The organism is Mesobacillus maritimus (assembly GCF_023715205.1).
In the GTDB taxonomy this organism is placed as follows: Bacteria; Bacillota; Bacilli; order Bacillales; family Cytobacillaceae; genus Mesobacillus_B; species Mesobacillus_B maritimus_C.
In genome coordinates, this window is the sequence record NZ_JAMBNR010000015.1 from 92,081 (window position 1) to 118,482 (window position 26,402).

The following is a 26,402-nucleotide window of genomic DNA, read 5'->3' on the forward strand; positions in this document are numbered from 1 at the left end:
TTTTCCTCCTATTCATATACATAACCAATTGCCTTTAACTGTCCAAGCACAAAATCAAGCGCATATTGGAATACATCTTTCCGCTCTGGTTCATTAAAAATTTCATGATACAGCTTTGGCCATTCTTTATAGCGTTTCTCCGACAATGCCACGTGATTGAACCAATCCTTTACGGCTTTCTTGTCAGTAATCTGCTCATCACCACTTTGCATGAGAAGCATTGGAACATCTTGAATCGAGTCAATTTTTTCAAAGGCTTGTTCAATGGCTTCGATGGTTTCAATGTACCATCTTACAGAAACCGTCTTGACCGTCAAACTATCGCCTCCGTCTGCTTCTAAAACATCTTGATTTCTCGTCGCTTTCGTACCGGTAAGTTCAGGATTTATTTTATATGTAGGCATTGCGACATTGATTCCTCGCATCGCCAACCGGAAAGATTTTGATGGTTGATAAACGAAGCCTAATGTTGGGGAAGATAAAATAACCCCAGCAATATTTAATTTATTTTCCTGAATCAGCCTAATGGCGATTAACCCGCCAAGATCGTGCCCCAATAGAAACACTGGAAGATCCTGTTCATAAGCTGCCTGAAGCCACGTTTGTACTTCTAGAAGATATTCATCAAAGGACTCTATATGACCACGATTTACACGCGAGGTCATTCCCTGTCCAGGTAAATCACCCATAATCACATGGAACCCAGCAGACCTCCATTGTTCGATTACCCAGCCATAGCGGCCATGGTGTTCCATTGCTCCGTGTATCATGATAATTACTGCCTTTGCATCTCCTTCGGCTTCCCACTTCCACATGAGTTGTCCCTCCTATTTTGTCCCATCCTTCGGCGCTATCATATATAATAAACAGAAAAGGGGAAATTCAACCAGTTTAAGGGTTCGATAACCGCCTTACCTATTATAATAATATTATTTTTGAGGAGAGTGTAAAATGATTTACCCATTTAACGGGAAAACACCGAAAATTGCAACTTCTGCTTTTATTGCTGATTATGTAACAATTACAGGAGATGTGGAAGTTGGCGAAGACTCAAACATTTGGTTCAATACCTCAATTCGTGGTGATGTTGCTCCAACCGTCATCGGGAAAAAAGTGAGCATCCAAGATAATTCTGTATTACATCAAAGTCCGGGTAACCCTTTAATCATTGAAGATGAAGTCACCGTTGGTCATCAAGTCGTTTTACATAGTTGCGTAATTCGAAAAAATGCCTTAATTGGCATGGGTTCGGTCATTCTTGATCAAGCAGAAATTGGCGAGGGGGCGTTTATTGGTGCTGGAAGTCTTGTACCTCAAGGAAAGAAAATCCCACCTAATACACTTGCATTCGGAAGGCCAGCAAAAGTCATTCGCGAATTAAATGAAGAAGATATTAAGGATATGCAGCGCATCACTAGAGAATACGTAGAAAAAGGTCAGTATTATAAATCTCTGCAAAACAATGGACCGAAATAAACCTCGGTGAATGTTTAGTACATCATTCTTGACTATAACAAAAAGCACAAGGAACAATTTTTCAAATTATTCCTTGTGCTTTTTTTGGTTGATTAATTCGTTTGCAAAGAACTCTGTTGTAAAAGCTCTTTATCGAAAGAGTATTTCTTCTCAACATAAACATCATGCCAAAGCATAAACATGAGAACCGTCCAAATTTTCCGGCTGTTATCTGCTTTGTTTTGGCAATGATCCTCTAATAATTGCAATACATAATTTTTATTAATCAGGTGCTCTGTATTGCTTTCTCTGATAATTGTCTTTGCCCATTCATTCATTTCATCTTTTAGCCAATGACGGATTGGTACTGGGAAACCAAGTTTCTTACGGTTAAGAACATGGTCTGGAACGACTCCTTCAGCGGCTTTACGTAAGATATATTTTGTTGTACCATTAGCTGTTTTTAAGCTTGTCGGAATCTTAGACGCGGTTTCAAAAACCACTTTATCTAAGAATGGAACCCGCAATTCTAATGAGTGAGCCATCGTCATTTTATCGGCTTTAAGAAGAATGTCACCGCGCATCCAAGTATGAATATCTACATACTGCATTTGGTCGACAGGGTCATAGCCTCTGCTTTCTGCATAAAGAGGCTTGGTCACATCCGTATAATGCAGCCCAGATTGATAGGCAGTCATTAACTTGCTCTTTTCATCTTCACGGAAGATTTTCGCATTACCAATATAGCGGTCTTCCATTGGTGTGACCCCACGTTCAATAAAGCTTTTGCCTTTCATACCTTCTGGCATCATCTTAGCGAGTACTTTTAAGAACGATTTAATGATCGATGGTATTTTATTAAAAACAGCTAAATCATGCGGTTCGCGATAGATATTATATCCGCCGAATAGTTCATCTGCACCTTCTCCTGAGAGAACAACAGTTACATGCTTTCGAGCTTCGCGCGCGACAAAATAAAGCGGAACACAGGCTGGGTCTGCAAGCGGATCGTCTAAATGCCAAATGATTTTTGGCATTTCCGCCATATACTCCTCTGGAGTAATCACATAGCTAATGTTCTCCAACCCTAGTTTGTCAGCCGTTTCTTTGGCTACATCAATTTCGCTAAAACCATTTTGTTCAAATCCAACAGAAAATGTCTTGATGGATGGGTGATATTCTTTTGCAATTGAAGCGATAATTGAAGAATCAATTCCTCCAGATAGGAATGAACCTACAGGTACATCACTGCGCATATGCATTTTTACTGAATCAAATAATACGTCTCTAATTTCTTTAGTGTATTCATCCTCAGATTTATGAACGGGTTGGAAAGATGCTTTCCAATACCGATTCGTTTTCATCGGCTGACCAATTTTTTTAGTGAAATAATGACCTGGTTCTAGTTTTTGGATCCCTTTAGACATGGTATTTGGCTCAGGAACAAACTGATACGTAAGGTAGTGTTGCAATGATTCATAATCAAGGACGTCATTTTCTAGCGCAAGAAGAATGCTCTTCTTTTCAGAAGCTAAAAACGTTTTTTCACCATCATCAAAATAGAAAAATGGTTTAATACCAAACGGGTCTCTTGCTCCGTATAATTTCTGTTCTTGTTTATCCCAAATAACAAACGCGAACATTCCTCTAAGCTTTTCAACCGCTTTTTCTTTTAGATGGCTGTAAAGAGCAATAATCACTTCGGTATCAGAATGTGTTGCAAACTCAAGCCCTTCGTTGATTAGCTCTTCTCTTAATTCAACATAGTTATAAATTTCTCCGTTAAAAATAATCCAATAGCGCTCATTCTCATAAGTTAATGGCTGTGAACCACATTCAATATCAATAATACTTAAGCGACGGAAGCCGAATTGAATATGATCATCAAAATAATAACCTTCATCATCTGGTCCCCTATGAGTAATTAGGGTATTCATATTTTGAAACAGCTGTTTATCTTCAGTGCTGTAATTTTGTGCATTTTCATGTACACAACCGATAAAACCACACATTATGTACGTCACCTTCTCCATTTCTATTAATAGTACCTATTCTCGAAAGCTGAGATAGACTTTAAAACATATTTTCTATACTACCACATTTCTCAGATTTTGCATGATTGGCAAAAAAAATAGTTTATTTAAATATGGTTTACATTTTTAACAAATGTAAAACTGAAAAGCGAAAGCGGCTCGTTCAGCCCTGACAAGCGCTGGAGGACCGGCAGCTGAAGTGACTTTTTGACTTCAACTGCCGGTCCTAAGCGACTCGAGGGGCTAGCCGCTGGAGCTAGACAATCAGAAAAGCGAAAGCGCCTTGGGCAGCGGCGTATGGCTTTAAACTTACATACCCTAATTAGATTTTATATAAAAACAAGTCTGTTTTCGTAAAGTTTGTTGTTAAAATCCTAAAGCCGATTTTAACGCGAAATAAGCCTTCTCTGCGTTACTATTTAGTTTGTAAGCTCTTTTCACATCTTGAAACAACTTAGAATGGATTCATAGCTAAATCATTCTATATTTCCTTTTAGAAAAGAGCCAAAAACAAACAGGAGTTACACGATTATGTAACTCCTGCCAAGTATCTTCATTATAGTTGCGCTTGTTGACGAAGTGCCTCTACTTTGTCTGTTCGCTCCCATGGTAAATCGATATCTGTACGACCAAAATGTCCGTAGGCAGCTGTTTTCTTGTAAATAGGTTTTCTTAAATCAAGCATCTTGATGATACCGGCTGGACGAAGATCAAAGTTTTTATCAACAAGTTCAACAAGAACCTCTTCACTAACTTTACCCGTTCCAAACGTATCAACCGAAATCGATACAGGCTTGGCCACTCCGATAGCATATGCAAGTTGAACTTCTACTTTTTCCGCTAACCCTGCTGCCACGAGATTTTTCGCCACATAACGAGCAGCATACGCAGCAGATCGGTCTACTTTAGTTGGATCTTTCCCAGAGAATGCACCTCCACCATGACGTGCATAACCACCATAAGTATCTACGATAATCTTACGACCAGTTAAACCAGCATCCCCTTGAGGTCCGCCAATAACAAAGCGTCCTGTTGGGTTAATAAAGTACTTTGTATTTTCATCAATTAATTCAGTTGGAACGACTGGATTAATGACATGTTCTTTAATGTTGCGCTGAATTTGCTCAAGCGTTACTTCCGGGTGATGTTGAGTAGAAATAACAATCGTGTCAATTCGCACAGGCTTGTCGTTTTCATCATACTCAACAGTAACCTGAGTTTTGCCATCCGGGCGTAGATAAGGAAGAATGTCATCCTTACGCACTTTTGTTAACCGACGAGAAAGCTTATGTGCTAAAGAAATCGGTAAAGGCATAAGCTCTTTTGTTTCATTACAAGCAAAACCGAACATGAGCCCTTGGTCACCTGCTCCAATCGCTTCAATTTCTTCATCGGTCATTTGACCTTCACGAGCTTCAAGTGCTTGGTCAACCCCCATAGCAATATCAGCGGATTGCTCGTCAATTGAAGTGAGTACAGCACACGTTTCAGAGTCAAATCCGTATTTTGCACGGGTATATCCAATTCCTTTCACTGTTTCACGAACAATTTTGGGGATATCCACATAAGTAGAAGTAGTAATTTCTCCTGCGACCAATACTAGACCGGTTGTAACAGAGGTTTCCGCTGCTACGCGGGCATTCGCATCCTTAGCTAAAATTGCATCCAGAATCGCATCTGAAATCTGGTCACAAATTTTATCAGGATGTCCTTCCGTTACTGATTCAGAAGTAAACAAACGGCGTCTCGTTGACATCTGATTTCCTCCTAATTTTATAAGATAACGCGAGCTCAAGAGTCTCAGAGCTCTCGGACTGATACGGTACTCATTCCCTATGTAGTATGAAATAAACTCTGGGCTTTTATGAGAAAAAATACGCAAAAATAAAAAACCTTTCCTATTGAGGAAAGGTTATCTGCTAAATCAGCGCCTTTCGCTCTTATCGATCAAGGAAAAATTCCTTGCGTCAGGTTAGCACCTTTGTTAATGAAGATTTTCACACTTCTTCCTAACAGGTTGCTGGGTTTCACTGGGCCTGTCCCTCCACCAGCTCGGGATAAGAGAGTATCCGTTCAAAATTCAATCATACGCAATGAAAAAATACTTGTCAATGAATATGGTTTGAAAATAATTTCATTTTTGTTCGAGCCCATTCCTCGTTTTAAATGTTAATTTTTTAAATAATTAGAATAGACTATTAGAATAAATGTGTTATACTATTTTTACAGATGCGTATGCTTTCAAAGCCATTTAAAACCTAGAAAAAGGAAGGTATTCATTTGATGAACAAGGTTAGTATTAAAAGTGAAGTGTCGCAATTGCTAAAGGGAAATAATATTGAAGTTCAATTATCGGTACCACAATTAGTAGAAAAAGTACTTGCTAGAAATGAAGGGCAGCTTACTGCTACGGGCGCAATCTGTGCTACAACTGGCACTTATACAGGGAGGTCTCCAAAGGATAAGTTCATTGTAAAGGACTCCACTGTTGCTGATAAAATTGACTGGGGTCCCGTTAACCAACCGATTGAAGAGGAAGTCTTTTCGAACCTTTATACGAAAGTGTTACAATATTTAAAAGAAAAAGAAGAAGTATATGTATTTAAGGGATTTGCAGGAGCGGATAAAAAACATCGTCTTCCAATTCAAGTGATCAACGAATATGCTTGGCATAATTTATTTGTTCATCAATTATTTATTCGCCCTTCAGAGGAAGAACTCTTAGAGCATGAAGCTGAGTTTACGGTGATTTCTGCTCCTGGTTTCAAAGCGGACCCTAAAGTTGATGGGACAAAATCAGAAACTTTTATCATCGTTTCTTTCGAACAGCGCGTAGTCTTAATCGGTGGTACTGAATATGCTGGCGAAATGAAGAAATCCATTTTCTCTGTCATGAACTACTTACTTCCTGAGAATGGCATTCTTCCAATGCATTGTTCGGCAAATGTAGGCCTTGAAGGGGATGTTGCATTATTCTTTGGTTTATCCGGTACAGGGAAAACAACTTTGTCTGCTGATCCTAACCGACGTTTAATCGGGGATGATGAACATGGGTGGTCTTCAAATGGTGTGTTCAATATTGAAGGCGGTTGCTATGCAAAATGTATTAATTTATCAAAAGAAAAAGAACCACAAATTTTTAGTGCCATTCGTTTTGGTTCTGTTCTTGAAAATGTAGTACTTCATAAAGAAAGTAGACTGCCTGATTATGATGATGGTACGTTAACCGAAAATACTCGAGCAGCATATTCAATCCAAGCGATTGACAATATCGTTGATCCAAGTATTGCGGGTCATCCGAACACGATTGTCTTTTTGACAGCAGATGCATTCGGAGTACTTCCACCAATCGCGAAATTAACAAAAGAACAGGCCATGTATCATTTCTTAAGTGGCTATACTTCTAAGCTTGCTGGTACTGAACGGGGCGTAACCTCTCCAGAAGCAACGTTTTCGACTTGTTTCGGATCACCATTCTTACCGTTACCTGCCCAAACCTATGCAGAAATGCTAGGAGAAAAAATTGATGAGTATGGGGCAAGAGTATACCTCGTGAACACAGGTTGGACTGGTGGCGAATACGGGGTTGGTAAGCGAATGAACTTAGCTTACACACGAGCAATGGTTCAGGCTGCTCTAGAAGGTGAAATCAGCAACGTCGAAACGGTTAAGGATGAAATCTTTGGTTTAGAGATTCCACTTCATGTTCCTGGAGTACCTGACGAGGTATTGCAACCAATCAAAACATGGAGAGATGAAGCTGCTTATCTTCAAAAAGCAAATGAGCTTGCTGAAAAGTTCAAAGACAACTTCAAAAAGTTTAGCACTATATCCACTGATATCCAACTAAAAGGCGGTCCTCTTGTTTAAGAGGTTAAAAAATGCAACATTTAGGGTAACTAACATCATTTATTAGTACCAAGGAGTTGATGATTAACCCTAGGAGATAACAATAAGCGAGTTGGGACTCTATGTGAAGCAAAAACGAGAAAAGGTCACCAATGTTTGTTGGTGACCTTTTTGATGTTGAAAATCATAGGGGTGACAGCAAAGGAATGAATTGATTGCCTTAGTGCTGTGATGAATAACGAGAATGGGCACCAATGGGGCGGATTGGTTACTAAATATTTAAAAAATGCAGTTCAACCTTAATAAAGAGGCAGGGAATCCCTGCCTCTTTGTTTTATTAGTTTGGCGTATAAAGTGATACTAATTGATAAATAATAACCGTTTTCTTTTCAGACCACTCTAATTTTCTTATAAATCCAGTGCCACTTGTGTCCCCTTCGATATACTTTTTTACTTCAAGGGGAACATCAATCGGATAAAGTCTGTAACCATCCTTTTCTAATCGAAACAAATTTTCTTCCAATCTTTCTTCGCGACCCTTTGTAACAATCATTGTATTTAGCTCTAAAGGCATCCCCATTGAAATGCACTCCTTTTTAGGTAGTCACATCTATTTTACCATTTTTCTGATTTTGTTTTCATCCAATCTGATAAATCTTTTACGACTTGACGATTGATTTGAGGCGGAAAATAATGTGTGTAATCAGGAAAGTACCAGCTTGTTACACTCTTCTCTAACGTACTTAATCTTCTTTCAAGTCGATAGGAATGTTCAACGGATACATTCCTATCCTGCTCCCCATGAATAATCAAGACGGGTGAATGTAACTTTTCTAATTGATATAACGGAGTCCTCGCCTGATACCGCCTTGGGAATTTACCCGGAGTACCACCAATAACTCGCTTCATCATTCTGCGCATGTCTTTGCGTTCAATATAAGTTAGGCTCATATCGGTTACGCCACCCCATGTCACAACAGATGCCGCCTCCGGGTATTCAATTGCTGTCCATAATGCCATTACACCACCACGCGAAAATCCAAAAATATGGACATTCTTGATTTCAGGAAAAGATTTTAATAACTCAAAACCCGAAAATGCATCACGACGGTCATCCCCAGCAAAATCTTCATTGCCTTCCCCTCCTCGATTTCCGCGGTAAAAAGGAGCAAATACAATAAATCCCTCCGAGGCAAATTGTGCAATTCTCGCAGGCCTTACTTGTCCTACGCCTTTTATCCCTCCACGTAAATATAAAAAACCATCCGCTACCTCGCCTTTATTTGGTTTCGCTAATAAACCCTTAACTCGCAATCCGCCAGAGTAATAAGTGACTAGGAACAGATTGACATTTGGGTTCGGGGAAGGATAGGCAAATTGCGAAATGATTGTACCATCTTTCATTGATCACCACTCCTTTATGTTCCTTTTTTTCATATAGGCATTCACACATTTTTTATAAACTTCATACGATATCGTAAAAAGAATTAGCCCATTTTTGAGGAGGTCTCTATCGTGAAAAAGTGGATAAAACCATATGTAGTGTTTTTCCTTGCCATAGTTCTCATTATACCTTTAGCGGCATGTGGACAAGAGAAAAAGGAAACCATTCGCTTAGCAGAAGTAACTCGGTCAATTTTCTATGCCCCACTTTATGCTGCTCTTACTGAAGGATTTTTTGAAGACGAGGGCCTGAAGATTGAACTAACAACCGTCTGGGGTGGTGACAAGGTCATGACTTCACTCATTTCAGATGGATCAGACATTGGCCTAGTTGGTTCTGAAACCTCCATTTACGTTTATGCCCGTGGGGCGAGTGACCCTGTTATTAACTTTGGGCAGTTAACGCAAACCGATGGAACATTCCTTGTTTCCCGGGATGAAGTCGATGATTTCCAATGGGAACAGTTGAAAGATTCCACATTCCTTGGTCAACGTAAAGGTGGAATGCCACAAATGGTAGGCGAGTTTGTTTTGAAAAAACACGGTATTGACCCTCAAAACGATTTAAATCTTATTCAGAATATTGATTTTGCAAATATCTCAAGTGCTTTTGCAAGTGGAACTGGTGACTATGTCCAATTATTCGAACCACAAGCTAGTATTTTTGAAAAAGAAGGCAGAGGACATATCGTCGCTTCTTTTGGTACTGAATCTGGTCATGTGCCATATACAACTTTCATGGCAAAGCAAAGCTATATGGAAGAAAATAGTGAAACTGTTGAGAAATTCACCCGCGCTCTCTATAAAGCGCAACAATGGGTATCAGAAAGTGACTCTGCTGTAATTGCCGAAGCGATTCAACCATTTTTCGAAGATACCGAACTTGAAATTCTTGAAATGGCTGTAGACCGTTATAAAACACAAGGATCATTTGCTACTGACCCCATTCTGGATGAAGAAGAATGGACCAACCTACAAGTCATCATGGAAGAAGCAGGAGAACTGCCGAAAGAAGTTTCCCATGAAGAATTAGTCAACACCACCATTGCCGAAAAAGTGATGAACTAAAAGGAGGACGCAGCCAAATGGACTTCTTAACAATAAAAAATGTGCACCATACCTATTTTACAAAATCAAGTATGACAACCGCATTAAGTGATATCACGTTAGATGTAAACGAAGGGGAGTTTATTTCCTTTCTAGGCCCAAGCGGCTGCGGCAAAACAACTCTCCTATCCATTATCGCTGGTTTAATTGAACCTACTAGCGGAACCGTCCAACTCGAAAATAAAACGGTCAAAACCTCGAAAAATGATATTGGTTATATGCTTCAACAAGATTATTTGTTTCCTTGGAAGACGATTGAAGAAAATATCTTGCTTGGGTTAAAAATAAATGGTTCTCTAACTTCAACAACACGAGATTATTCACTCCAACTACTTGAAAAAATGGGGCTTGCTCATGTTATTCACTCATCTCCTAAAGAATTGTCTGGTGGGATGCGTCAAAGAGTTGCCCTCGTGCGGACTTTGGCTACTGAACCAAAGCTATTAATGCTCGATGAACCTTTTTCAGCCTTAGACTTTCAAACAAAACTTAAATTGGAAGATCTGGTTTCAACCACTTTAAAAAATTTTAACAAAACGGCTATTCTGGTTACTCATGATATTGGTGAAGCGATTGCGATGAGTGACCGAATCATCTTATTCTCTCCAAGTCCAGGGAGAATTCATAAAACCTTTGTGATTCCAAACGAACTAAAATCGCTTACCCCGTTTCATGCTAGAAATCATCCTCAATATACGGAATTATTCCAAAAGATATGGAAGGAGTTGGAATCACTTGACGAATCCTGATTTACAAGGTTTGCACCACCAATATCTTAAAGGATTAAAAAGAGAAAAGCGATTAGTACGATTTTTTCAAGTACTGATTTTCACTTCATTTTTTGTTCTCTGGGAATTCGCCAGCAGACTGCATTGGATAGATCCCTTAATCTTTAGTTCTCCTTCAAAGGTCTGGAATTTGTTTATTCAGAAATCAGTTGATGGTTCACTAGCTGCGAACATTGGAATTACGGTCACGGAAACAATTTTGGGTTTTTTAGCAGGAACATTGCTTGGAACCCTTTTAGCAGCAGTGCTATGGTGGTCTCCGCTTTTATCTAAAATCCTTGATCCGTTTTTAGTTATTTTAAATGCAATGCCAAAAGTCGCCTTAGGTCCAATTCTAATTGTCGCGATTGGCGCGAATATGACTAGTATTGTAGCCATGGGTACTCTCGTTTCGGTAATTATTACAACCATTGTTGTTTATACTTCTTTCAAAGAAGTAGACCCAAATTATTTAAAAGTTTTATACGTTTTCGGTGCTACCCGTTCCGTGTGTTTTAAGCAAGCAATTCTCCCAGCTTCTTTTCCAACCATTATTTCGACCTTAAAAGTAAATGTTGGTTTAGCATGGGTAGGGGTTATTGTTGGTGAATTTCTAACTTCAGCACGTGGTCTCGGCTATATGATTATTTATGGATTCCAGGTATTTGATTTCACCTTGGTTTTCCTCTCGCTCCTAGTCATCGCAATATTCGCCACTCTTATGTATCAACTTGTTGAATTGCTTGAAAGAAAACTGATAAAGAATGATTAAACGGCCGGCATTAAAACCCGGCCGTTTCAATTCTCTGAAGACTCAATCTCACAACATCGTCCTTCATAATAAAACTAAACTCGGGATTTACTCTCTCTTTGAGGAGATTCCCATCTTTCAAGACAGGACCGTTTGTTTCAAAATAATGGTCTTGTGTATGAAAAGTATCGATTTCAGCAAAATAAATTCGCTTAATAAAAGCAGTTTCTCCATTTTGAACTTTATATTCTCCAATAACAATTGGTTCTTTATTAATCACTCCACCGGTTTCTTCATATACTTCACGAATAGCCGCTTGAATTAGAGTTTCTCCTTTTTCGCGCTTTCCTCCTGGGAACTCGAAACCACGGATCTTATGATTGGTTAATACCCACTTACCTTCATATCTGCATATAATAAATACGTGTTCTGGTTCTCGCTCAAAAGCCATTTTTTCAAAAGCTAAAGTAACTTTTGAGCCATTTGAGTCTAGAAAATGTTCCATTTTATCCCTCACTCATGCATATTCTACTATTCATGATTATACAATGAATGGAGAATAAAAAGGAAAACCGCCGCTTATTCCGGCAGAATTCCCATACTTTCAATATGCTTTTTTGCCTCGTCATCGCCAAGCTGATGAATCATTTTATAAAGTCGAGTTAAACTTCGATCTTGATCATGGTTTGATTTGTCATTGTGATACTCTTCAAAGGGAACATGTGCCCTTAAAAAATTCTCCACACCTTTATTATAGTTATAATCGAACTCTTCCCTGAGTTGAGTGATTTCTTCATCATTTGCTTCAATTTTAAAATTCCATGTCGAGTCTGTAGCGCTTTGTGTTATTTCGCCACTGCCAATATCAATATAATAGGTCTTCTTACGATCCTCCATTGAAACTCACTCCTTTGATATGAGTTTCCCCAGCTTCACGTTTTAATAAACGAAGATAAATCTATAGTCACAGCACAATTCATGGTAAAATTAAATTGTAGTAACAATGAGGAATAAATATTCTAGTGGAGGGTATCTACTAAATATAATCAATAGAAAAAACAGGAATCTAACTGTACTGGAGGTGAGAAAATGAAATTAGTTGATGAATTGTTTGAGCTGTACCGTGATAAGCTTACAGGGGACGAAGAAGATATTGATATGCTTGCATTTGCCTTCCTTGAAGAAATGAACCGCGAGGACTTACTTCATATCATAAAAGAAATGGACACCCAAGAACTCTATGACCTAATCGGCGTTTACTTAATTGAAAGTTTAAAGGGGAAATTTGCTCAAGAGGAATATGGTCAAAGGCGTTCACCTTTTTTTCACTCTCGTGATATCCACTAAACCATCCAACTACATATCTATTCTTAATATCAGGCCTCTTAATGAAGGCTCTCTTCTAAAACTTTGTTGCTTTTGAAGAAAAATCACGACTGAATAAGCTCTGTAACCTGAAAAAATAGCTTAATTATAAGAACAAGTCTTCAAACTTAATTTAAACGTAAATGAAAAAAAACCACAAATGCTTTTGATTTGTGGTTTTTTTCTTTATAATACGCTTTTTATTAATGAAATACTTCGCTATTATTAGGATCCAAGGTAAGCCTTAAACATCCATAAATGTTTCTTCATACTTTGTTTTACCCCAAGAAGCATATCAGCTGTCCCTTCGTCGCCAGCTTTTTCAGCCACTTCCATACTCGCCTGGAGCTCATCAACAAATTTGGCTAAGTCCCCTGCTAGGGATCGTACCATTTCCTCTTCATTTTCCTGATTGGTTGCTTCCTCAATAAACGAAAGCTCTAAACACTCTTTTAGGGTCCCACCAGGTTTACCTTCTAACGCTAATATTCTTTCCGCAAATTCATCAATAACTGTTGCGGCTTCATTGTATAATTCCTCAAATTTTTCATGTAAAGTAAAAAAGTGAGGGCCCTTTACATTCCAGTGGTAATTATGCAGTTTCGTATAGAACACGGTCCAAGTTGCGACTTGTTTATTCACAGATTGGATTAATTCTGATGACATATAATCAACCTCCTATTAGTGTTATTCCCCCTTATGGACAAGCTAAACATTTTTCGCCATATCCCTAGGTAGAATGAAAAAAAACATGCTACAATCATTTTGAAGCAAAGGAGGGGTTTTTATGCTAACCGTACTCATTATATCGATTATTATTGTTATTGTTGTACTACTATTGGCCGTTCTTACTACTTCAAAAGCCTATACCTATAAACATACGGTAGATCCAATCAAAGATGATTCCCACCATGAGTCTAGAGACGCTGATGAAAAATCAAAGAATACTGAATCTACAAAGCAGTAGATTAAACCGGAGTTATTTCTTCCTACTGCACAAAAAAGATGCCCATAGCATGGGCATCTTTTTTAAAGCTTTGGCTTACTAAGGCACTTTAAGCAAATACTTGTCTTAATTCTTCTTTACTTTGCGTTAACCAGAAGCGCATGAGTCGCTTGGCTCCCTCTAAATCATGAAGCTTGGCTTGGCCACACTGCTTTTCGGTTGCTGCAGGTATTTCAGTTACTTCAACTGCTGTTGTCATTGTAGCTTCTAATAAATCAATGATCTCATCAACAGTTGGTGTACCACTTACCACTAAATAATAGCCTGTTTGACATCCCATTGGTGAAATATCAATAATATCAAAATGATCATATTTCTCAGCATGCTCACGAAGGTTAAATGCAAGCAAATGCTCCAACGTATGAATTGTATCTGGTTTCATTGCTTGTTTATTTGGCTGACAAAAACGAATATCATATTTATTTACGACTCCGTCACTTCCTACTTTATGGACGCCACAATGTCTCACATACGGAGCTTTGACAGCGTTATGGTCAAGTTCAAAACTTTCAACTGAAGGCATTCTCGTATTCCACTCCTTTAATCTATCTTTTCCTATCATACACGAAATGTTAGTAATTTTCACTAGAATGCAACTTATTTCTAAATCCCATTAAATTATGATAAAGTATCTACATTATAAAAGGAGTGACGAAACCTTGTTTAAAAAACTGTTCCTTAAAATGATTCGTTTTTACCAAATCGTGATTTCTCCTCTAAAACCACCTAGCTGCCGATTTTACCCTACTTGTTCGCAGTATGGGCTCGAAGCTGTAAGCAAATTTGGCGCTATGAAAGGCGGCTGGCTAACACTAAAACGAATTGTTAAATGCCATCCCTTCCATCCTGGTGGTTTTGATTATGTACCCGAGGAATGGCCAAAGAAGAAAAAATTTAATTCTTCGAATAACCGTCAATAACTAGATCAAGCTTACCAGTTTTAGGATCAATAACGAGACCGTGAACTGGAGTATCTTTTGGCATTAATGGGTGATTCTTAATTACATCCACACTATGTGCAACACTCTCATTTACATTTTCAAAACCATGTAACCATTCATTTACATTGATTCCCGAATAATTGAGGGTTTCTAGGATCTCTTCTGTAACTCCACGTGCTTTCATTTCTCCTAAAATTACATCTGGTTTCATACCGCTCATTCCACAATCATGGTGACCAATAACTAAAACTTCTTGCGCTTGTAGTTGATACACGGCGACTAGAAGGCTCCTCATAATACTTCCAAACGGATGCATTACCAGTGCCCCAGCATTTTTTACAATTTTCACGTCTCCATTTTTAACATTTAACGCATTCGGTAATAACTCTAATAAGCGCGTATCCATACAAGTTAAAATAACCATCTTTTTATTTGGAAATTTTGTTGTCTCGTATTGCTTATATTTCTTTTCACTAACGAAGCTACGGTTATAATCTAGAATATTTCCGAGTAAACTCATGTGTAATCAACCTACTTTCTCAAATATCTTTTTTATAAGAATACAGCAATTTTTCTGGATTGAAAAATCTCTTGCTTTTAGCGTCATTATTCTGTATGATACAAAAAGTAAATCGTAATCATTACGTATTACAATATACAAATGTAAATCAATCTAAAAACGATTGACTGGAGGAACCTTTATGAAAAAACTCTCCTTAGTTGGAGTGATCGGACTTGTAATTGGCCTTATACTTTCGGGTTGTTCTGAACAAGAAACACCTTCGCAAACAAATCAGTCGGATATGTTAACTGTATACACAACTGTTTATCCTTTAGAGTACTTTGCCCAAAGGATTGGCGGCGAACATATCGAAGCTAAGACAATCTATCCTCCCGGTGCCGATGAACATACTTATGAACCATCGCAAAAAGATATGATTCAGTTGGCTGAGGCAGATTTATTTATTTACGTCGGCCTTGGTTTAGAAGGATTTGTTGAGAAAGCCAAGGGGACTTTAGAAAATGAAGACGTACACCTACTCGGTGCAGGGGAACATCTCCATCTCGAAGAAGTTGATGAAGAAAACCATTCAGATGAAGAAGGTGTGGATGAACACGATCATGAAGAAGAAGACCACAATCATGGCAATGTTGATCCGCATGTTTGGATCGACCCTATCTACTCTAAAGAACTTGCTGAGGCAATTAAAGTTGAACTCGTAGAACTATTACCTGAATATAAAGATGAACTAGAGGAAAATTACCAGCAGTTAATTTCCGAGCTATCTGCTTTGAATAACAAATTCACCAACTTAGTTGAAAACGCAAAGCAAAAAGAAATCCTTGTCTCTCATTCAGCTTATGGTTATTGGGAGGAACGATACGGGATTAAACAAATTAGCATTTCAGGCATGTCCACCACGAGTGAACCGTCACAAAGAGAGCTACAAAAGATTATTTCAGAAGCAAAAGGTACAAATTTGAAATACGTATTGTTTGAACAAAATTATCAGTCTAAACTTGCAGAAATGGTAAAACAAGAAATCGGTGCCAAGTCGCTCACCTTGCATAACCTTTCTGTCCTAACAAAAGAAGACATCGATAATCAAGAGACTTATTTTAGCCTAATGGAGAAGAATCTACAGACTCTAGAAAAAGCGTTAAACGAGTGATCTTAGTTTGTTTCATAGTTTTTTGAGTTTCTAATTACAGTAAATTCATCAATTCTTACCTGATTGTGGTACGTTTTTTCTCATGGCAAATGACAAAAAATATAAGTGTATCAACCAAATCAAAAGGAGTGATACACATGGCTAAAGATGTCTTATGTGAGGTAAATAATTGTCAGTACTGGGCACAAGGGAACCTTTGCAGCGCTGATCGAATATACGTTGTCAGTCACACAGGAGAAACAGCAGAATCCACCAAGGCCACAGACTGTAAAACCTTTGAACCAATAGAAGAAACATTAAGCTAAAACAGAAAAGCGGAAGCGCCCTGTTCAGCGGCGTATGGCCTGGAGCTCTCCAACTGAGATAAAGGAAACACGAAGAGCCGGAGGCGATTCGATGTTGACTTATCGTAGGGCGGAGAGGGAAGGACACTAGCCGCTAGGGCGCTGGAGCTGGACAGTAAGAAAAGCGGAAGCGGCTCGTTCAACTCCGACAGGCATAAGACAACCCACGATGGAAGGCGCTCTTTGCCTTCAATTGGGGGATGGCTTATGACCCCGAGGAGTTAGCCGCTGGAGCTGGACAGTAGAAAAGCGGAAGCGCCCTGTTCAGCGGCGTATGGCCTGGAGCTCTCCAACTTAGTTAGAATTTCGGGTCGTCTTTAGGCCTGAGCGAGAGTTAGCAACTACACTTTTCCAAAGTCAAACGCAAATCAAAAGCCAGGCAAAATGCCTGGCTTTTGATATTTACTATGCTTCTAATTTAGCCATCGGGCCAAAGAATTCAAAATGGATATGCTCCTCTTGAACCCCAAGGTCTTTTAACGATCCATTAATGGATTGCATAAACGGAACAGGTCCACAGAAATAATAATCCGTCTCACTTGATGTAAGAAGATTATTCTTTAACCAATCCTTTGTTACATAGCCTTCGTAATCGAAAAGTCCTCGTTCTCTGTCTTCACTAGTTGGCGAATCATAAAAGAAGAAAGTTTTAACATTCCCTTTAGATGCTGTTTCAAGTACTTCATCACGTAATGCGTGTACCTGACCATTCGCTGCCGCATGAATAAAAGTGACTGGACGATTTGGTTGAAGTGCAACTACTGTTTTTAACATGCTGACCATCGGTGTTAATCCTACTCCTCCACTTAGCAAAACAAGAGGAGCATCTTTTTCGGTATTTAAAAAGAAGTCACCTGCAGGTGCACTAACATTTACTTTGTCACCTTCTGATATTTGTTCGTGAAGGTAATTGGATACAATACCATCTGGATTTGTATTACCTGATTCCTGTTTTACACTGATTCGATAATAAGGTTTTCCTGCAGAATCAGATAAACTATATTGACGAATATGTGTAAATTTTTCCCCTTCAATTTCTAGTTTGACACTGATGTATTGTCCGGGCTTAAAGCCAGGAAGAATATTTTTGTCCTCTGGGACTAAGTAAAAAGAAGTGATTACGTCACTTTCTTTAACTTTACGGTCAACAATAAATGGTTTAAATCCGTCCCAACCACCATGTTGAGTTTTTGCCTCCTCATACATCTCAGCTTCTACACTAATAAATACATCCGCAATAACACCATAAGCTTCTGCCCAAGCATCAATGATTTCATCTGTAGCTGCATCGCCTAGTACTGTTTTAATTGCACCTAGTAAATGCTCTCCAACAATTGGATAATGTTCCGGTTTAATTCCTAAGCTTCGATGTTTATGAGCAATTTGCGTAACAACAGGAACAATTGCTTCTAAGTTGTCTATATATTGAGCTGCGGCGTATACAGTGGAAGCTAACGCTCTTTGCTGTCTTCCTTGCTTTTGGTTCGCATGGTTAAAAATATTTAGTAACTCTGGATGCGCTTCAAACATTTGCTGATAAAACACAGTTGTAATATTTTCCCCATGTTGTTCAAGAACTGGTACGGTAGATTTAATCACTGCAATCGTTCTTTGATTCAATTCAACCACTCCCCTTTTTTCTCCGGTAATGTTTCTAATATTTACATAGTAATTATAAGGAATATTTATATTTAAATAAGTGAGCTACATCACACTCTAGTTATTTTTTTCTAAAAAAACAGACCATAACCACCATTTTCTTTATGAATTCGTCACTCTAAATTAGTATCAGTGTTTACCTTTAAGAAACAATGTTAGCTCAATAAACTGGGAAGTTACTTAAATTAATCTGAACAAAAGGCTGTTTTCGGAAAGGTTGTTGTTAAAATCCAAAAACCCATTTTAACGCAATTAGTACCCATTTCGTATGTTTAATAAAGTTTGAGAAAAAATCCCCCAAAAAAGTATTTGTGATTGTAAAAAATACTCTGCCTTTTATGTAAGAGGGTGTATTTGACTAAAGATAGTTAAAAAGTTTCAATAAATACCTGCAAACTAACAGAATAACTTTTTAGAACGGGATAAAAAGTTAACAACACTAAAAATCCCTATTAATTAAATGGAAAATACTCTTCAAAGACTGTGACTTCTTGCATTCGTTTTTTATTTATTTTAAAGCCGATCCCATTCAAAGTAGGTACGGCAATCATTCCATTTTCCACAATAATTTCGGGCTCAATTACGTCTTCCTCCCAGTAACGGTCAGACCCTGAAATATCACCAGGGATGGTAAAACCAGGTAGTGAGGCAAGTGCGATATTATGAGCTCTCGAAATCCCAAATTCAATCATCCCACCACACCAAACCGGTATCCCTTTTTCTTTACAATAGTCATGAATCTTAATGGCGGTTTTCAGCCCACCGACTCTCCCTATCTTAATATTGATCACTTGACAGCTTTTCAGTTCAATTGCTTTATATACATCCTCAAAAGTAACGATACTTTCGTCAAGACAAATAGGGGTTTTTATTTGGTTTTGAATAACTGAATGTTCAATGATATCGTCATAGGCTAATGGCTGCTCAATCATTAGTAACCCATACTCATCTAAGGCTTTCAATCGGTCAATGTCTTTCAGCGTATACGCTGAATTTGCATCCGCCATCAATTCTAAGTCTGGAAACCTTTTCCTAAGTTCCGATACTAGTTGGATATCGTTCTTAGGGGAAATTTTCACTTTCACTCTTCGGTATCCTGTAGCTAGATAGGTTTCAATTTGTTGAATTGTCTCTTGTAAAGATTTTGTCGCAACTACTACACCAGAAGGGATTTTATCAACAGTTCCACCCAACACATTAGATAGAGATCGGTTTTCCTGCCTTGCATACAAATCCCAAAGAGCTGTCTCTAGGGCTGCTTTGGCCATTTGATTGCGGCGGAAAACCCTGAACTTTTCAGTCACCTCTGCCGGATGAGCAATTGGATTTTCCTTTAGATATGGGATGAGAAAGTCCTTCAACATATGGTAAGACGTTTGAACTGTCTCTTCTGTATACCAAGGGGAAGAAAATGCAACTCCTTCGCCATAACCTTGATGCCCATCCATACCGTTGACTTCAACAATAATTGATTCCCGTTCAACTACCGTTCCCAAATGCGTAGTAAAAGGGGCTTTTAAGGGCATTTTTATCACAGATAATTTGACGGATTTTATTTCCATATCTATTCATACCCCTTTTTATACCAATCACGTAGTTCTCTTCTTAATAATTTTTTGGAAGCATTACGAGGTAATTGCTCGACGAATAGAAACCTTTTCGGAACCTTGTACCTTGCTAGTTGGTCCGTACAAAATTGAACCAAATCACTTTCTGATAGATGTGTGTTTGACTTTTTCACAATAAAGGCGATCGGAACTTGCCCCCATTTATGATTGTCAATACCAATTACTCCTACATCAGCTACCGTTTCATGAGCCATTAAAACACTTTCAATTTCAGCAGGATAGATATTTTCACCACCTGAAATAATTAAATCAGAGCGCCGGTCAAGAACATAGAGGAAACCATCTTGATCTAGATATCCAATATCTCCTGTATGAAACCACCCATTCGACAATTTTTCTTTTGTTTCTTTATCACGATTTAAATAGCCTTTTGTCACATTTGGTCCTTTGACTAAAATTTCACCCTCTTGCCCATTAGGCAGCGTTTCTCCTATATCATTGATGATTTTTATTTGATTTGGCAGTAGAGGTTTACCAGCAGAACCAAGCTTACTAAGACTATATTCAGGGGCCAATGTTGCAAACTGAGAAGACGTTTCAGTCATTCCAAATGATTGATAAACAGGGATTCCTTTTTCTTTGCATTTTTCAAGCAAGGATAATGGGGCAGGTCCACCTCCAAGTAGCATCCCTCGAAAAGTATCTGGTAGCTGGTTTGCTATAAGAAGGTCATTTATTTTTAAAAGCATCGTACTTACTACTGACATTGTGGTAACCTGATACTTCCAAATATCTTCAATTGCAAGCTTAGCATTAAAATTGGAATGAAGCACAACAGCCATCCCATAAATCAAACTCCGCATGAGAATGGAATAACCACTAATATGGAAAACTGGAACCGCACAAAGCCAGCAATCCTTATCACTTAAACCTAGATTTAAAGCAGAGGCTGTTGCACTCCACCAGTGATTCCCATACGATTGCATAACTCCCTTTGGATGCCCTGTTGTTCCTGAGGTATACATAATGGTGGTGATTTCTTCTAAGTCAAATTCTTCTAAAATAGCACCCCTAATACCTTGCAACTGAAACAGTTCCTCTTTTTCTACAACATGTTGAAAAGACTTTCTAATCTCAGTAACCTTCTCAGCAAAACTTTGCTCGTAGATTAGCTTCTCTACTTGAGAATCTTCAATTTGCCAAAGTAATTCAGCAGACGTGAGTTTATTATTTAAAATCACCGTCCTTACGCCGGTCATTTGTAGTGCATACAGAATCAGGACTGTTTCTTTATGGTTTGAAAGCAGTACCCCTACAGAACCACCCTTTTTTAGACCAAGCTCATTCAATTGTGATGATATCCGCGCAGCTTGTTCAAAAACTTGCTGAAAGGTTAACTCTTCACCATTAAAAATCAGCGCTTTTCTATCAGGAGTTAAGTCTGCACGCTTTTTTAACCAGTTTGGTATCACTTGTGTCACAAAAAATCACTCCAATATGAAAAGAGCCTGATGGGGGAATCCATCAAGCTACTTTGAGATTTTCTTATTTAAATCAAGGGAAACGAGGGAATTGCCCAAAATCAGGTTTACGTTTCTCTTTGAAAGCATCCCGACCTTCTTTTGCTTCCTCGGTTGTGTAATAAAGCAATGTAGCATCGCCAGCAAATTGTTGGATTCCTGCTAATCCGTCAGTATCTGCATTCATTGCCGCTTTCAAGAAGCGAAGCGCTGTTGGACTTTTCTCAAGGATCTCTTCACACCATTTAATTGTTTCTTCTTCTACTTGATCAAGTGGAACAACAGTATTAACTAGCCCCATATCAAGTGCTTCTTGGGCATTATATTGACGGCAAAGGTACCAAATTTCACGTGCCTTTTTATGACCAATAATACGAGCTAAATACCCAGAACCATAACCAGCATCAAAGCTTCCAACCTTTGGTCCCGTTTGGCCAAAGATTGCATTATCAGCTGCAATTGTTAAATCACATACAACGTGTAGAACGTGTCCACCACCGATTGCATATCCTCTTACCATTGCAATAACTGGCTTAGGAATAACTCTGATTAAACGTTGTAAGTCTAGCACATTCAAACGCGGAATTTGGTCTTCCCCTACATAGCCACCGTGGCCACGTACAGATTGGTCACCACCGGAACAGAATGCTTTATCGCCTTCACCTGTTAATACGATTACTCCTACGTTTGAGTCATCTCGTGCATAAGCAAATGCATCAATTAATTCCATAACCGTTCTAGGAGTGAAAGCATTGCGTACTTCCGGACGATTGATGGTAATTTTAGCGATCCCATTGTATGTTTCATACTTAATTTCATCATACGTTCGCTCTGTAACCCATTCAACTGCCATCTCTAAATCCTCCTTCTTATGTATTCTATGTTTTTCAACTACTTGAGTTTTTCTACCACTTTATCATTCGACAAAAACTCACTTACTATTGTACCAAATTTTTCAGTTTCTTCCACATGAATCGCATGCCCAGCGTTTTTTATCTTCATGAAGAGACCATTTGGAACAGCACTAGCAACCTCGATACCAATTTTGCAGAACTTTTCATCCCATTCTCCTGCTAAAAATAAGGTAGGGAAAGACCAAGTCGGCAATGTCTCCCACCATGAAGGTTGTGATCCAGTTCCCATACCGAGTAAACTATTGGAAAGACCTATACAATTATTTTGCATGCGCTGATTTCTAATCTGTTCTCTAACCTTATCAGGAAGGTTCAGTTGCGTTTGAAACAAAGGGATATTTTCCCAATGACGAACAAATGCCTCTACTCCCTCTGAAAGAATCTTATTAGCCAGTTTAGCATCTCGTTCTCTTCTTTCTTGTCGATCAAAATCCCTCTTCAAACCAGGGGTCGTGCTCTCAAGGATTAATTTCCTAACTCTGTTTGGAAAAAGAACCGCAAAAGTAATCGCTAGTCTTCCTCCCATTGAGTATCCTAGAACATCCGTTTTTTCTATATCTAATTGATCTAAAAGAAGATTTAAATCCTCAGCAGCCTTTTGAATATCATAGCGGTTACTATCAGATGGAGACTCTGTCTTCCCATGCCCTAATAAATCAATCATTATGTTTTGAGATTTAAGAATGGGAAGAAAGGGATACCATGTCTCAATCGATCCTGTAAAACCATGTAACAACAAAAGTGGGAAACCACTCCCACTTTGTTCGACATTGTACATAACATCGTTAAGATTAATCTTCATTTTTCCCACTCTTTAAAACATTACTTATTTCCCGGGAAACATATTTCCACAAATCTCGATGTTCTTTAAGATTCCTGTCCCTCTCTGTCGAAACCTCTAGCACTTTTAGGCCTTGATTGTTATTATGTACAAGCTTTTGCTCGAAATTGTCCCAACCTGATACTTTATAGTAACTTCCACCATACATTTCTACAACAGGACCAAATTCGATATCAAGGGGAGTTCCAAATAATAACTCAAAATGCTTTGGATGCTCTGACTGCGGCAAGAAGGAGAAAATTCCTCCACCATTATTATTAATAACAATAATGGTCACATTAAGTTTAAATAACTTAGCAGCAAGAAGCCCATTCAAATCATGGAAAAACGTCAAGTCCCCCAAAACCAAATAAAGAGGTTCGGCTACAGTCGCTGCACCTAAGGCTGTTGAAACAATACCATCAATCCCATTAGCCCCTCTATTCCCCATGATTTTTATATTTTTTTTATTGTTGAAAAAGAATGTATCCAAGTCTCGGATCGGCATACTATTTCCAACAAACAATGTACTTTCTGAAGGTAATATATCCGTTAATAAATGAAAGAGCTTTCCTTCGCTAAGCTCGGAAACATCTCTGATGGTAGATAATGATTGCTTTGCAATCTGATTGATGTGTGTCCACGTTTGTAAATAACTTGCATCTTTGTTAACTTCAAGCTGTTGCCCTAGTTGTTGACAGAAGACACTCTCGTCACAATAAATCATTTCAGATGCAGCCGTCAGTGGGTCGCGCCAACCACTGCCACCATCAACCACAATCATCGGTACCTCACGATTTTCTTTCATAAATATCGTTAAAGCTTTGGAGACAGGCATCGCTCCAAAGCGAATAATTACTTCTGGCTTTAACTCCTCTTTTGCATCTTCAAAGCGCAGGAATGTATCATAACCATCAATAATGCCTGCTTGATTATGGGGTCCACTTCTAAGTTGTGAAAGGGGGTCCGCTATGATTGGATATTTTAATTTCATTCCTAATTCGACCACTGCTTCAGCAAACTCTGTGTCATCTATAGGACCGCAGACAATCAAACCCTTCCGTTTTGAAGTTAAAAGAGCTGCAAGATTTTCAAATTGATCCTCTGATAAAGAAAGCCTAGCCTCTTCAATTCTCACATACCCTTCTTTACGATGTGTGAGTTCAAATAAATTTTCATGTAAGTCAGGGATTAATGGCTCTCTCAGCGGGAAGTTCAAATGAACAGGCCCTGCAGGGTGCTGAATAGCCGTTGCAGCAGCTCGAGCACAAACCATGCGCGCATATCGTATCATTTCTTCTTTATGATCAGGTGGTGACATTTCAGCGAACCATTTCACTTGACGACCATAAAGGTGTATTTGATCAATCGCCTGTGGCGCTCCAACATCACGCAATTCATGTGGACGATCAGCCGTTAAAACAACCAATGGCACTCGCGAAATTTTCGCTTCAACGATTGCTGGGTAATAATTCGCTGCTGCTGTACCAGATGTACAAAGGATCGCTACTGGGTTTTGCTTTGCTTTAGCAATTCCAAGGGCAAAATAAGCAGCAGACCTTTCATCTACATGTACATGCAAGTTTAAATTCGGATGTTCTGCCATAACAAGTGCAATCGGTGTAGAGCGCGACCCTGGACTTATGACAACATCTTGAACACCTGAATAAGCTAGTTCTGCAACAAAGGCAGCGAGATAATCTGTTAATGCTTGTTGATGATTCATATTTGATTTCCCCCAAGCGCGGTTAACATCGGTCTAAATTTGATTTTGGTTTCAATATATTCACTTTCCGCTTTAGAATCTTCGACTACGCCACAACCTGCAAATAAAGAAGCTTCCTTGCCTTGCACTAATGCGGAACGAATTGCCACAGCAAATTCCCCATTCCCGTTGAAGTCCATCCATCCAATCGGCGCAGCATAAAACCCTCTATCTAATTCTTCAATTTCTCTAATTTTTGCGACAGCAGGTTCTTTCGGAAGGCCTCCTAATGCTGGTGTTGGGTGAAGTCTGTTCACTACATTAAATAAACTAGTTCCTTCTCGACTTTTCCCTACCACAGGAGTATATAAATGTTGAATAAATTTTGTTTTCATTAATTGTGGTTTATTAGGTAAAATGACTTCATCACATGTTTCTTCCATTGCTTCCTTAATCATTTCAACAACATAATGATGTTCAATTAAATTTTTGGGGTCATTAAGTAGGCTTTCGCCTAACCTTTCATCTTCTATTTGATCTTTCCCCCTAGCAATGGACCCAGCGAGGCAAGTAGAGAAATATTGATTGTTCTCCTTTTTGACTAATCTTTCAGGTGTAGCACCAATAAAACAATCACCATTCACTTCAAAAGCAAAAATATAGCTTTCTTTTTGCTCCATTAATAAATGAGATAACACTCTTTCCACTTGAACTGGATTTTCGAAACGAAGCCGCAATTCCCGTGCGAGAACAACCTTTTTTAAGTCGCTTTCCTGGAAAGACTTCACAAGATTTGTAACAGATTCTTTCCACTCTTCTGGGTGAATTTCCTGTATATCATTTATTACAGGTTCTGTAAACTCCGGAACAGAACTTCCACTTTCTAATAAGGCCTGACGTTCTACGGTTACCTTTTCAACCAAGCGAAGGTCATCCTGCTGTGAGCAAATAATATTAGTCGTTAAATACGCTTGTCCCTTGATAATTGTTAACATATATTTAGGAAGATGAAAGAGTGATTCCGTAAACTTCTCCCAAAGTCTAGTCTTTTTCTTTAAAGGATCAAAGCTGAATCCACCAAATAGAGTAGGGCCACTTCCGGCATTTGTCTGTTCACCGACAATAACTGCATCTTTTAATACATGCTGCCATTTCTCTTCTATCTCATCAAAACGATTTATCTTCATTTCCGATTGAATTTGTTTAGCAACACCCAATCCAACGATAATCTGCTCTCCATCTGGGTCTTTCCAAAAAAATCTTTCTCCTACAAAACATTTATTTCCGTTAGCATAAAACTGATAAGGATCAATCCAATTCACCTTTTGGACTTCACTTGCCAATACGGAATGAGAAAAATGCTTTGCTTTATCAATGGCAATAGCAATTCCTTGCCTCAATTCTGTATCCTGAATGGTAACCAAATCTATCCCCCCAATAACAGATCTCTTACCTGTTATCACACGTTTTCAAACTTATTTT

At 38.6% G+C, this 26,402-nt stretch carries 27 protein-coding genes and 1 riboswitch; of the genes, 10 read left to right on the top strand and 17 right to left on the bottom strand.

The window, feature by feature from the left end; translation table 11 throughout:
* Nucleotides 1-8: 8 nt before the first annotated feature.
* Entirely contained in the window at nt 9-815 is an 807-nt protein-coding gene (locus M3182_RS19755; RefSeq protein WP_251559736.1) for an alpha/beta fold hydrolase, read from the bottom strand.
* Nucleotides 816-951: 136 nt separating this feature from the next.
* Between M3182_RS19755 and M3182_RS19760 the strand changes: the two genes are divergently transcribed.
* Nucleotides 952-1,476: a gamma carbonic anhydrase gene (locus tag M3182_RS19760; protein WP_251431921.1), complete on the top strand. Its 525-nt coding sequence runs from the start codon at nt 952-954 to the stop codon at nt 1,474-1,476.
* Between the two features lie 92 nt (nt 1,477-1,568).
* On the opposite strand, the gene asnB is transcribed toward M3182_RS19760, so the two are convergent.
* Both asnB and metK read right to left on the bottom strand, forming a co-directional pair.
* Nucleotides 1,569-3,467 carry an asparagine synthase (glutamine-hydrolyzing) gene (gene asnB, locus M3182_RS19765; protein ID WP_251559738.1) on the bottom strand — a complete coding sequence of 633 codons (1,899 nt, stop codon included), beginning with the start codon at nt 3,465-3,467 and terminating at the stop codon, nt 1,569-1,571.
* A 577-nt stretch (nt 3,468-4,044) separates the two neighbouring features.
* Complete coding sequence (gene metK / locus M3182_RS19770; protein WP_251431928.1) at nt 4,045-5,244, bottom strand: methionine adenosyltransferase; 1,200 nt, start codon at nt 5,242-5,244, stop codon at nt 4,045-4,047.
* A 181-nt stretch (nt 5,245-5,425) separates the two neighbouring features.
* Nucleotides 5,426-5,552, bottom strand: a riboswitch (SAM riboswitch).
* A 219-nt stretch (nt 5,553-5,771) separates the two neighbouring features.
* Between metK and pckA the strand changes: the two genes are divergently transcribed.
* On the top strand, nt 5,772-7,358 hold the full coding sequence (gene pckA, locus M3182_RS19775; protein WP_251431931.1) for a phosphoenolpyruvate carboxykinase (ATP): 1,587 nt from the start codon (nt 5,772-5,774) through the stop codon (nt 7,356-7,358).
* A gap of 316 nt (nt 7,359-7,674) precedes the next feature.
* Here pckA and M3182_RS19780 read toward each other — a convergent pair whose 3' ends face one another.
* Together M3182_RS19780 and M3182_RS19785 are read right to left on the bottom strand one after the other, a co-directional pair.
* On the bottom strand, nt 7,675-7,917 hold the full coding sequence (locus M3182_RS19780) for a DUF2584 domain-containing protein (RefSeq protein WP_251431934.1): 243 nt from the start codon (nt 7,915-7,917) through the stop codon (nt 7,675-7,677).
* Between the two features lie 35 nt (nt 7,918-7,952).
* Nucleotides 7,953-8,741 (bottom strand): alpha/beta hydrolase family protein, encoded by a 789-nt coding sequence (locus tag M3182_RS19785; protein WP_251559740.1) that lies wholly within the window; start codon nt 8,739-8,741, stop codon nt 7,953-7,955.
* Between the two features lie 111 nt (nt 8,742-8,852).
* On the opposite strand from M3182_RS19785, the gene M3182_RS19790 reads away from it, so the two are divergent.
* Genes M3182_RS19790 through M3182_RS19800 form a run of 3 tightly spaced genes read left to right on the top strand, consistent with a single transcriptional unit; the run spans nt 8,853 to nt 11,426 of the window.
* Entirely contained in the window at nt 8,853-9,848 is a 996-nt protein-coding gene (locus M3182_RS19790; protein ID WP_251559742.1) for an ABC transporter substrate-binding protein, read from the top strand.
* 17 nt (nt 9,849-9,865) lie between these two features.
* Entirely contained in the window at nt 9,866-10,636 is a 771-nt protein-coding gene (locus M3182_RS19795; RefSeq protein WP_251431942.1) for an ABC transporter ATP-binding protein, read from the top strand.
* Entirely contained in the window at nt 10,623-11,426 is an 804-nt protein-coding gene (locus M3182_RS19800) for an ABC transporter permease (RefSeq protein WP_251559744.1), read from the top strand. Before M3182_RS19795 ends, M3182_RS19800 begins: the two co-directional genes overlap by 14 nt.
* Nucleotides 11,427-11,436: 10 nt before the next feature.
* On the opposite strand, the gene ytkD is transcribed toward M3182_RS19800, so the two are convergent.
* Nucleotides 11,437-11,910, bottom strand: a complete 474-nt coding sequence (gene ytkD, locus M3182_RS19805) for an RNA deprotection pyrophosphohydrolase (protein WP_251559746.1) — start codon at nt 11,908-11,910, stop codon at nt 11,437-11,439.
* A gap of 74 nt (nt 11,911-11,984) precedes the next feature.
* Nucleotides 11,985-12,302 carry a hydrolase gene (locus M3182_RS19810; protein WP_251431951.1) on the bottom strand — a complete coding sequence of 106 codons (318 nt, stop codon included), beginning with the start codon at nt 12,300-12,302 and terminating at the stop codon, nt 11,985-11,987.
* A gap of 192 nt (nt 12,303-12,494) precedes the next feature.
* Between M3182_RS19810 and M3182_RS19815 the strand changes: the two genes are divergently transcribed.
* Nucleotides 12,495-12,752, top strand: coding sequence for a DUF6154 family protein (locus M3182_RS19815; RefSeq protein ID WP_251431954.1), 258 nt, complete (start codon nt 12,495-12,497; stop codon nt 12,750-12,752).
* 243 nt (nt 12,753-12,995) lie between these two features.
* Here the strand turns inward: M3182_RS19815 and M3182_RS19820 are convergent, their stop codons facing one another.
* A complete protein-coding gene (locus M3182_RS19820; RefSeq protein WP_251559749.1) occupies nt 12,996-13,436 on the bottom strand; it encodes a Dps family protein in 441 nt (146 codons plus the stop codon).
* 121 nt (nt 13,437-13,557) lie between these two features.
* Between M3182_RS19820 and ytzI the strand changes: the two genes are divergently transcribed.
* Nucleotides 13,558-13,737, top strand: coding sequence for a YtzI protein (gene ytzI / locus M3182_RS19825; protein WP_251431960.1), 180 nt, complete (start codon nt 13,558-13,560; stop codon nt 13,735-13,737).
* A gap of 88 nt (nt 13,738-13,825) precedes the next feature.
* Here ytzI and M3182_RS19830 read toward each other — a convergent pair whose 3' ends face one another.
* Nucleotides 13,826-14,299 carry an S-ribosylhomocysteine lyase gene (locus M3182_RS19830; protein ID WP_251559751.1) on the bottom strand — a complete coding sequence of 158 codons (474 nt, stop codon included), beginning with the start codon at nt 14,297-14,299 and terminating at the stop codon, nt 13,826-13,828.
* Between the two features lie 136 nt (nt 14,300-14,435).
* Here M3182_RS19830 and yidD point away from each other — a divergent pair, with 136 nt between their 5' ends.
* On the top strand, nt 14,436-14,696 hold the full coding sequence (gene yidD / locus M3182_RS19835) for a membrane protein insertion efficiency factor YidD (protein WP_251431966.1): 261 nt from the start codon (nt 14,436-14,438) through the stop codon (nt 14,694-14,696).
* On the opposite strand, the gene M3182_RS19840 is transcribed toward yidD, so the two are convergent.
* On the bottom strand, nt 14,671-15,237 hold the full coding sequence (locus tag M3182_RS19840; RefSeq protein WP_251431969.1) for a beta-class carbonic anhydrase: 567 nt from the start codon (nt 15,235-15,237) through the stop codon (nt 14,671-14,673). The genes yidD and M3182_RS19840 overlap by 26 nt on opposite strands.
* Before the next feature lie 181 nt (nt 15,238-15,418).
* Here M3182_RS19840 and M3182_RS19845 point away from each other — a divergent pair, with 181 nt between their 5' ends.
* Nucleotides 15,419-16,390 (top strand): metal ABC transporter solute-binding protein, Zn/Mn family, encoded by a 972-nt coding sequence (locus tag M3182_RS19845; RefSeq protein ID WP_251559753.1) that lies wholly within the window; start codon nt 15,419-15,421, stop codon nt 16,388-16,390.
* Between the two features lie 137 nt (nt 16,391-16,527).
* Nucleotides 16,528-16,695, top strand: a complete 168-nt coding sequence (locus M3182_RS19850) for a DUF1540 domain-containing protein (protein WP_251431975.1) — start codon at nt 16,528-16,530, stop codon at nt 16,693-16,695.
* A 444-nt stretch (nt 16,696-17,139) separates the two neighbouring features.
* Here M3182_RS19850 and hmpA read toward each other — a convergent pair whose 3' ends face one another.
* The 7 genes from hmpA to M3182_RS19885 all read right to left on the bottom strand — a co-directional run bounded on the left by hmpA (nt 17,140) and on the right by M3182_RS19885 (nt 26,344).
* Complete coding sequence (hmpA, locus tag M3182_RS19855) at nt 17,140-18,354, bottom strand: NO-inducible flavohemoprotein (RefSeq protein WP_251559755.1); 1,215 nt, start codon at nt 18,352-18,354, stop codon at nt 17,140-17,142.
* Nucleotides 18,355-18,845: 491 nt separating this feature from the next.
* A complete protein-coding gene (menC, locus tag M3182_RS19860; protein ID WP_251431978.1) occupies nt 18,846-19,955 on the bottom strand; it encodes an o-succinylbenzoate synthase in 1,110 nt (369 codons plus the stop codon).
* Between the two features lie 2 nt (nt 19,956-19,957).
* On the bottom strand, nt 19,958-21,442 hold the full coding sequence (locus M3182_RS19865; protein ID WP_251559757.1) for an o-succinylbenzoate--CoA ligase: 1,485 nt from the start codon (nt 21,440-21,442) through the stop codon (nt 19,958-19,960).
* 73 nt (nt 21,443-21,515) lie between these two features.
* Nucleotides 21,516-22,334: a 1,4-dihydroxy-2-naphthoyl-CoA synthase gene (gene menB / locus M3182_RS19870; RefSeq protein ID WP_251431984.1), complete on the bottom strand. Its 819-nt coding sequence runs from the start codon at nt 22,332-22,334 to the stop codon at nt 21,516-21,518.
* 38 nt (nt 22,335-22,372) lie between these two features.
* A complete protein-coding gene (gene menH, locus M3182_RS19875; RefSeq protein ID WP_251559759.1) occupies nt 22,373-23,197 on the bottom strand; it encodes a 2-succinyl-6-hydroxy-2,4-cyclohexadiene-1-carboxylate synthase in 825 nt (274 codons plus the stop codon).
* The gene (gene menD, locus M3182_RS19880; protein WP_251559761.1) at nt 23,187-24,941 is read right to left on the bottom strand and encodes a 2-succinyl-5-enolpyruvyl-6-hydroxy-3-cyclohexene-1-carboxylic-acid synthase; all 1,755 of its coding nucleotides are present in this window, start codon (nt 24,939-24,941) and stop codon (nt 23,187-23,189) included. Before menD ends, menH begins: the two co-directional genes overlap by 11 nt.
* Nucleotides 24,938-26,344: an isochorismate synthase gene (locus tag M3182_RS19885; RefSeq protein ID WP_251559763.1), complete on the bottom strand. Its 1,407-nt coding sequence runs from the start codon at nt 26,342-26,344 to the stop codon at nt 24,938-24,940. Before M3182_RS19885 ends, menD begins: the two co-directional genes overlap by 4 nt.
* Nucleotides 26,345-26,402 lie beyond the last annotated feature (58 nt).

Coding starts and splice junctions, on each gene's coding strand:
- M3182_RS19755 (WP_251559736.1), bottom strand. CDS start 815: ATGTGGAAGTGGGAAGCCGAAGGAGATGCAAAGGCAGTAATTATCATG.
- M3182_RS19760 (WP_251431921.1), top strand. CDS start 952: ATGATTTACCCATTTAACGGGAAAACACCGAAAATTGCAACTTCTGCT.
- asnB (WP_251559738.1), bottom strand. CDS start 3,467: ATGTGTGGTTTTATCGGTTGTGTACATGAAAATGCACAAAATTACAGC.
- metK (WP_251431928.1), bottom strand. CDS start 5,244: ATGTCAACGAGACGCCGTTTGTTTACTTCTGAATCAGTAACGGAAGGA.
- pckA (WP_251431931.1), top strand. CDS start 5,772: ATGAACAAGGTTAGTATTAAAAGTGAAGTGTCGCAATTGCTAAAGGGA.
- M3182_RS19780 (WP_251431934.1), bottom strand. CDS start 7,917: ATGGGGATGCCTTTAGAGCTAAATACAATGATTGTTACAAAGGGTCGC.
- M3182_RS19785 (WP_251559740.1), bottom strand. CDS start 8,741: ATGAAAGATGGTACAATCATTTCGCAATTTGCCTATCCTTCCCCGAAC.
- M3182_RS19795 (WP_251431942.1), top strand. CDS start 9,866: ATGGACTTCTTAACAATAAAAAATGTGCACCATACCTATTTTACAAAA.
- ytkD (WP_251559746.1), bottom strand. CDS start 11,910: ATGGAACATTTTCTAGACTCAAATGGCTCAAAAGTTACTTTAGCTTTT.
- M3182_RS19810 (WP_251431951.1), bottom strand. CDS start 12,302: ATGGAGGATCGTAAGAAGACCTATTATATTGATATTGGCAGTGGCGAA.
- M3182_RS19815 (WP_251431954.1), top strand. CDS start 12,495: ATGAAATTAGTTGATGAATTGTTTGAGCTGTACCGTGATAAGCTTACA.
- M3182_RS19820 (WP_251559749.1), bottom strand. CDS start 13,436: ATGTCATCAGAATTAATCCAATCTGTGAATAAACAAGTCGCAACTTGG.
- ytzI (WP_251431960.1), top strand. CDS start 13,558: ATGCTAACCGTACTCATTATATCGATTATTATTGTTATTGTTGTACTA.
- M3182_RS19830 (WP_251559751.1), bottom strand. CDS start 14,299: ATGCCTTCAGTTGAAAGTTTTGAACTTGACCATAACGCTGTCAAAGCT.
- M3182_RS19840 (WP_251431969.1), bottom strand. CDS start 15,237: ATGAGTTTACTCGGAAATATTCTAGATTATAACCGTAGCTTCGTTAGT.
- M3182_RS19845 (WP_251559753.1), top strand. CDS start 15,419: ATGAAAAAACTCTCCTTAGTTGGAGTGATCGGACTTGTAATTGGCCTT.
- M3182_RS19850 (WP_251431975.1), top strand. CDS start 16,528: ATGGCTAAAGATGTCTTATGTGAGGTAAATAATTGTCAGTACTGGGCA.
- menC (WP_251431978.1), bottom strand. CDS start 19,955: ATGGAAATAAAATCCGTCAAATTATCTGTGATAAAAATGCCCTTAAAA.
- menB (WP_251431984.1), bottom strand. CDS start 22,334: ATGGCAGTTGAATGGGTTACAGAGCGAACGTATGATGAAATTAAGTAT.
- menH (WP_251559759.1), bottom strand. CDS start 23,197: ATGAAGATTAATCTTAACGATGTTATGTACAATGTCGAACAAAGTGGG.
- menD (WP_251559761.1), bottom strand. CDS start 24,941: ATGAATCATCAACAAGCATTAACAGATTATCTCGCTGCCTTTGTTGCA.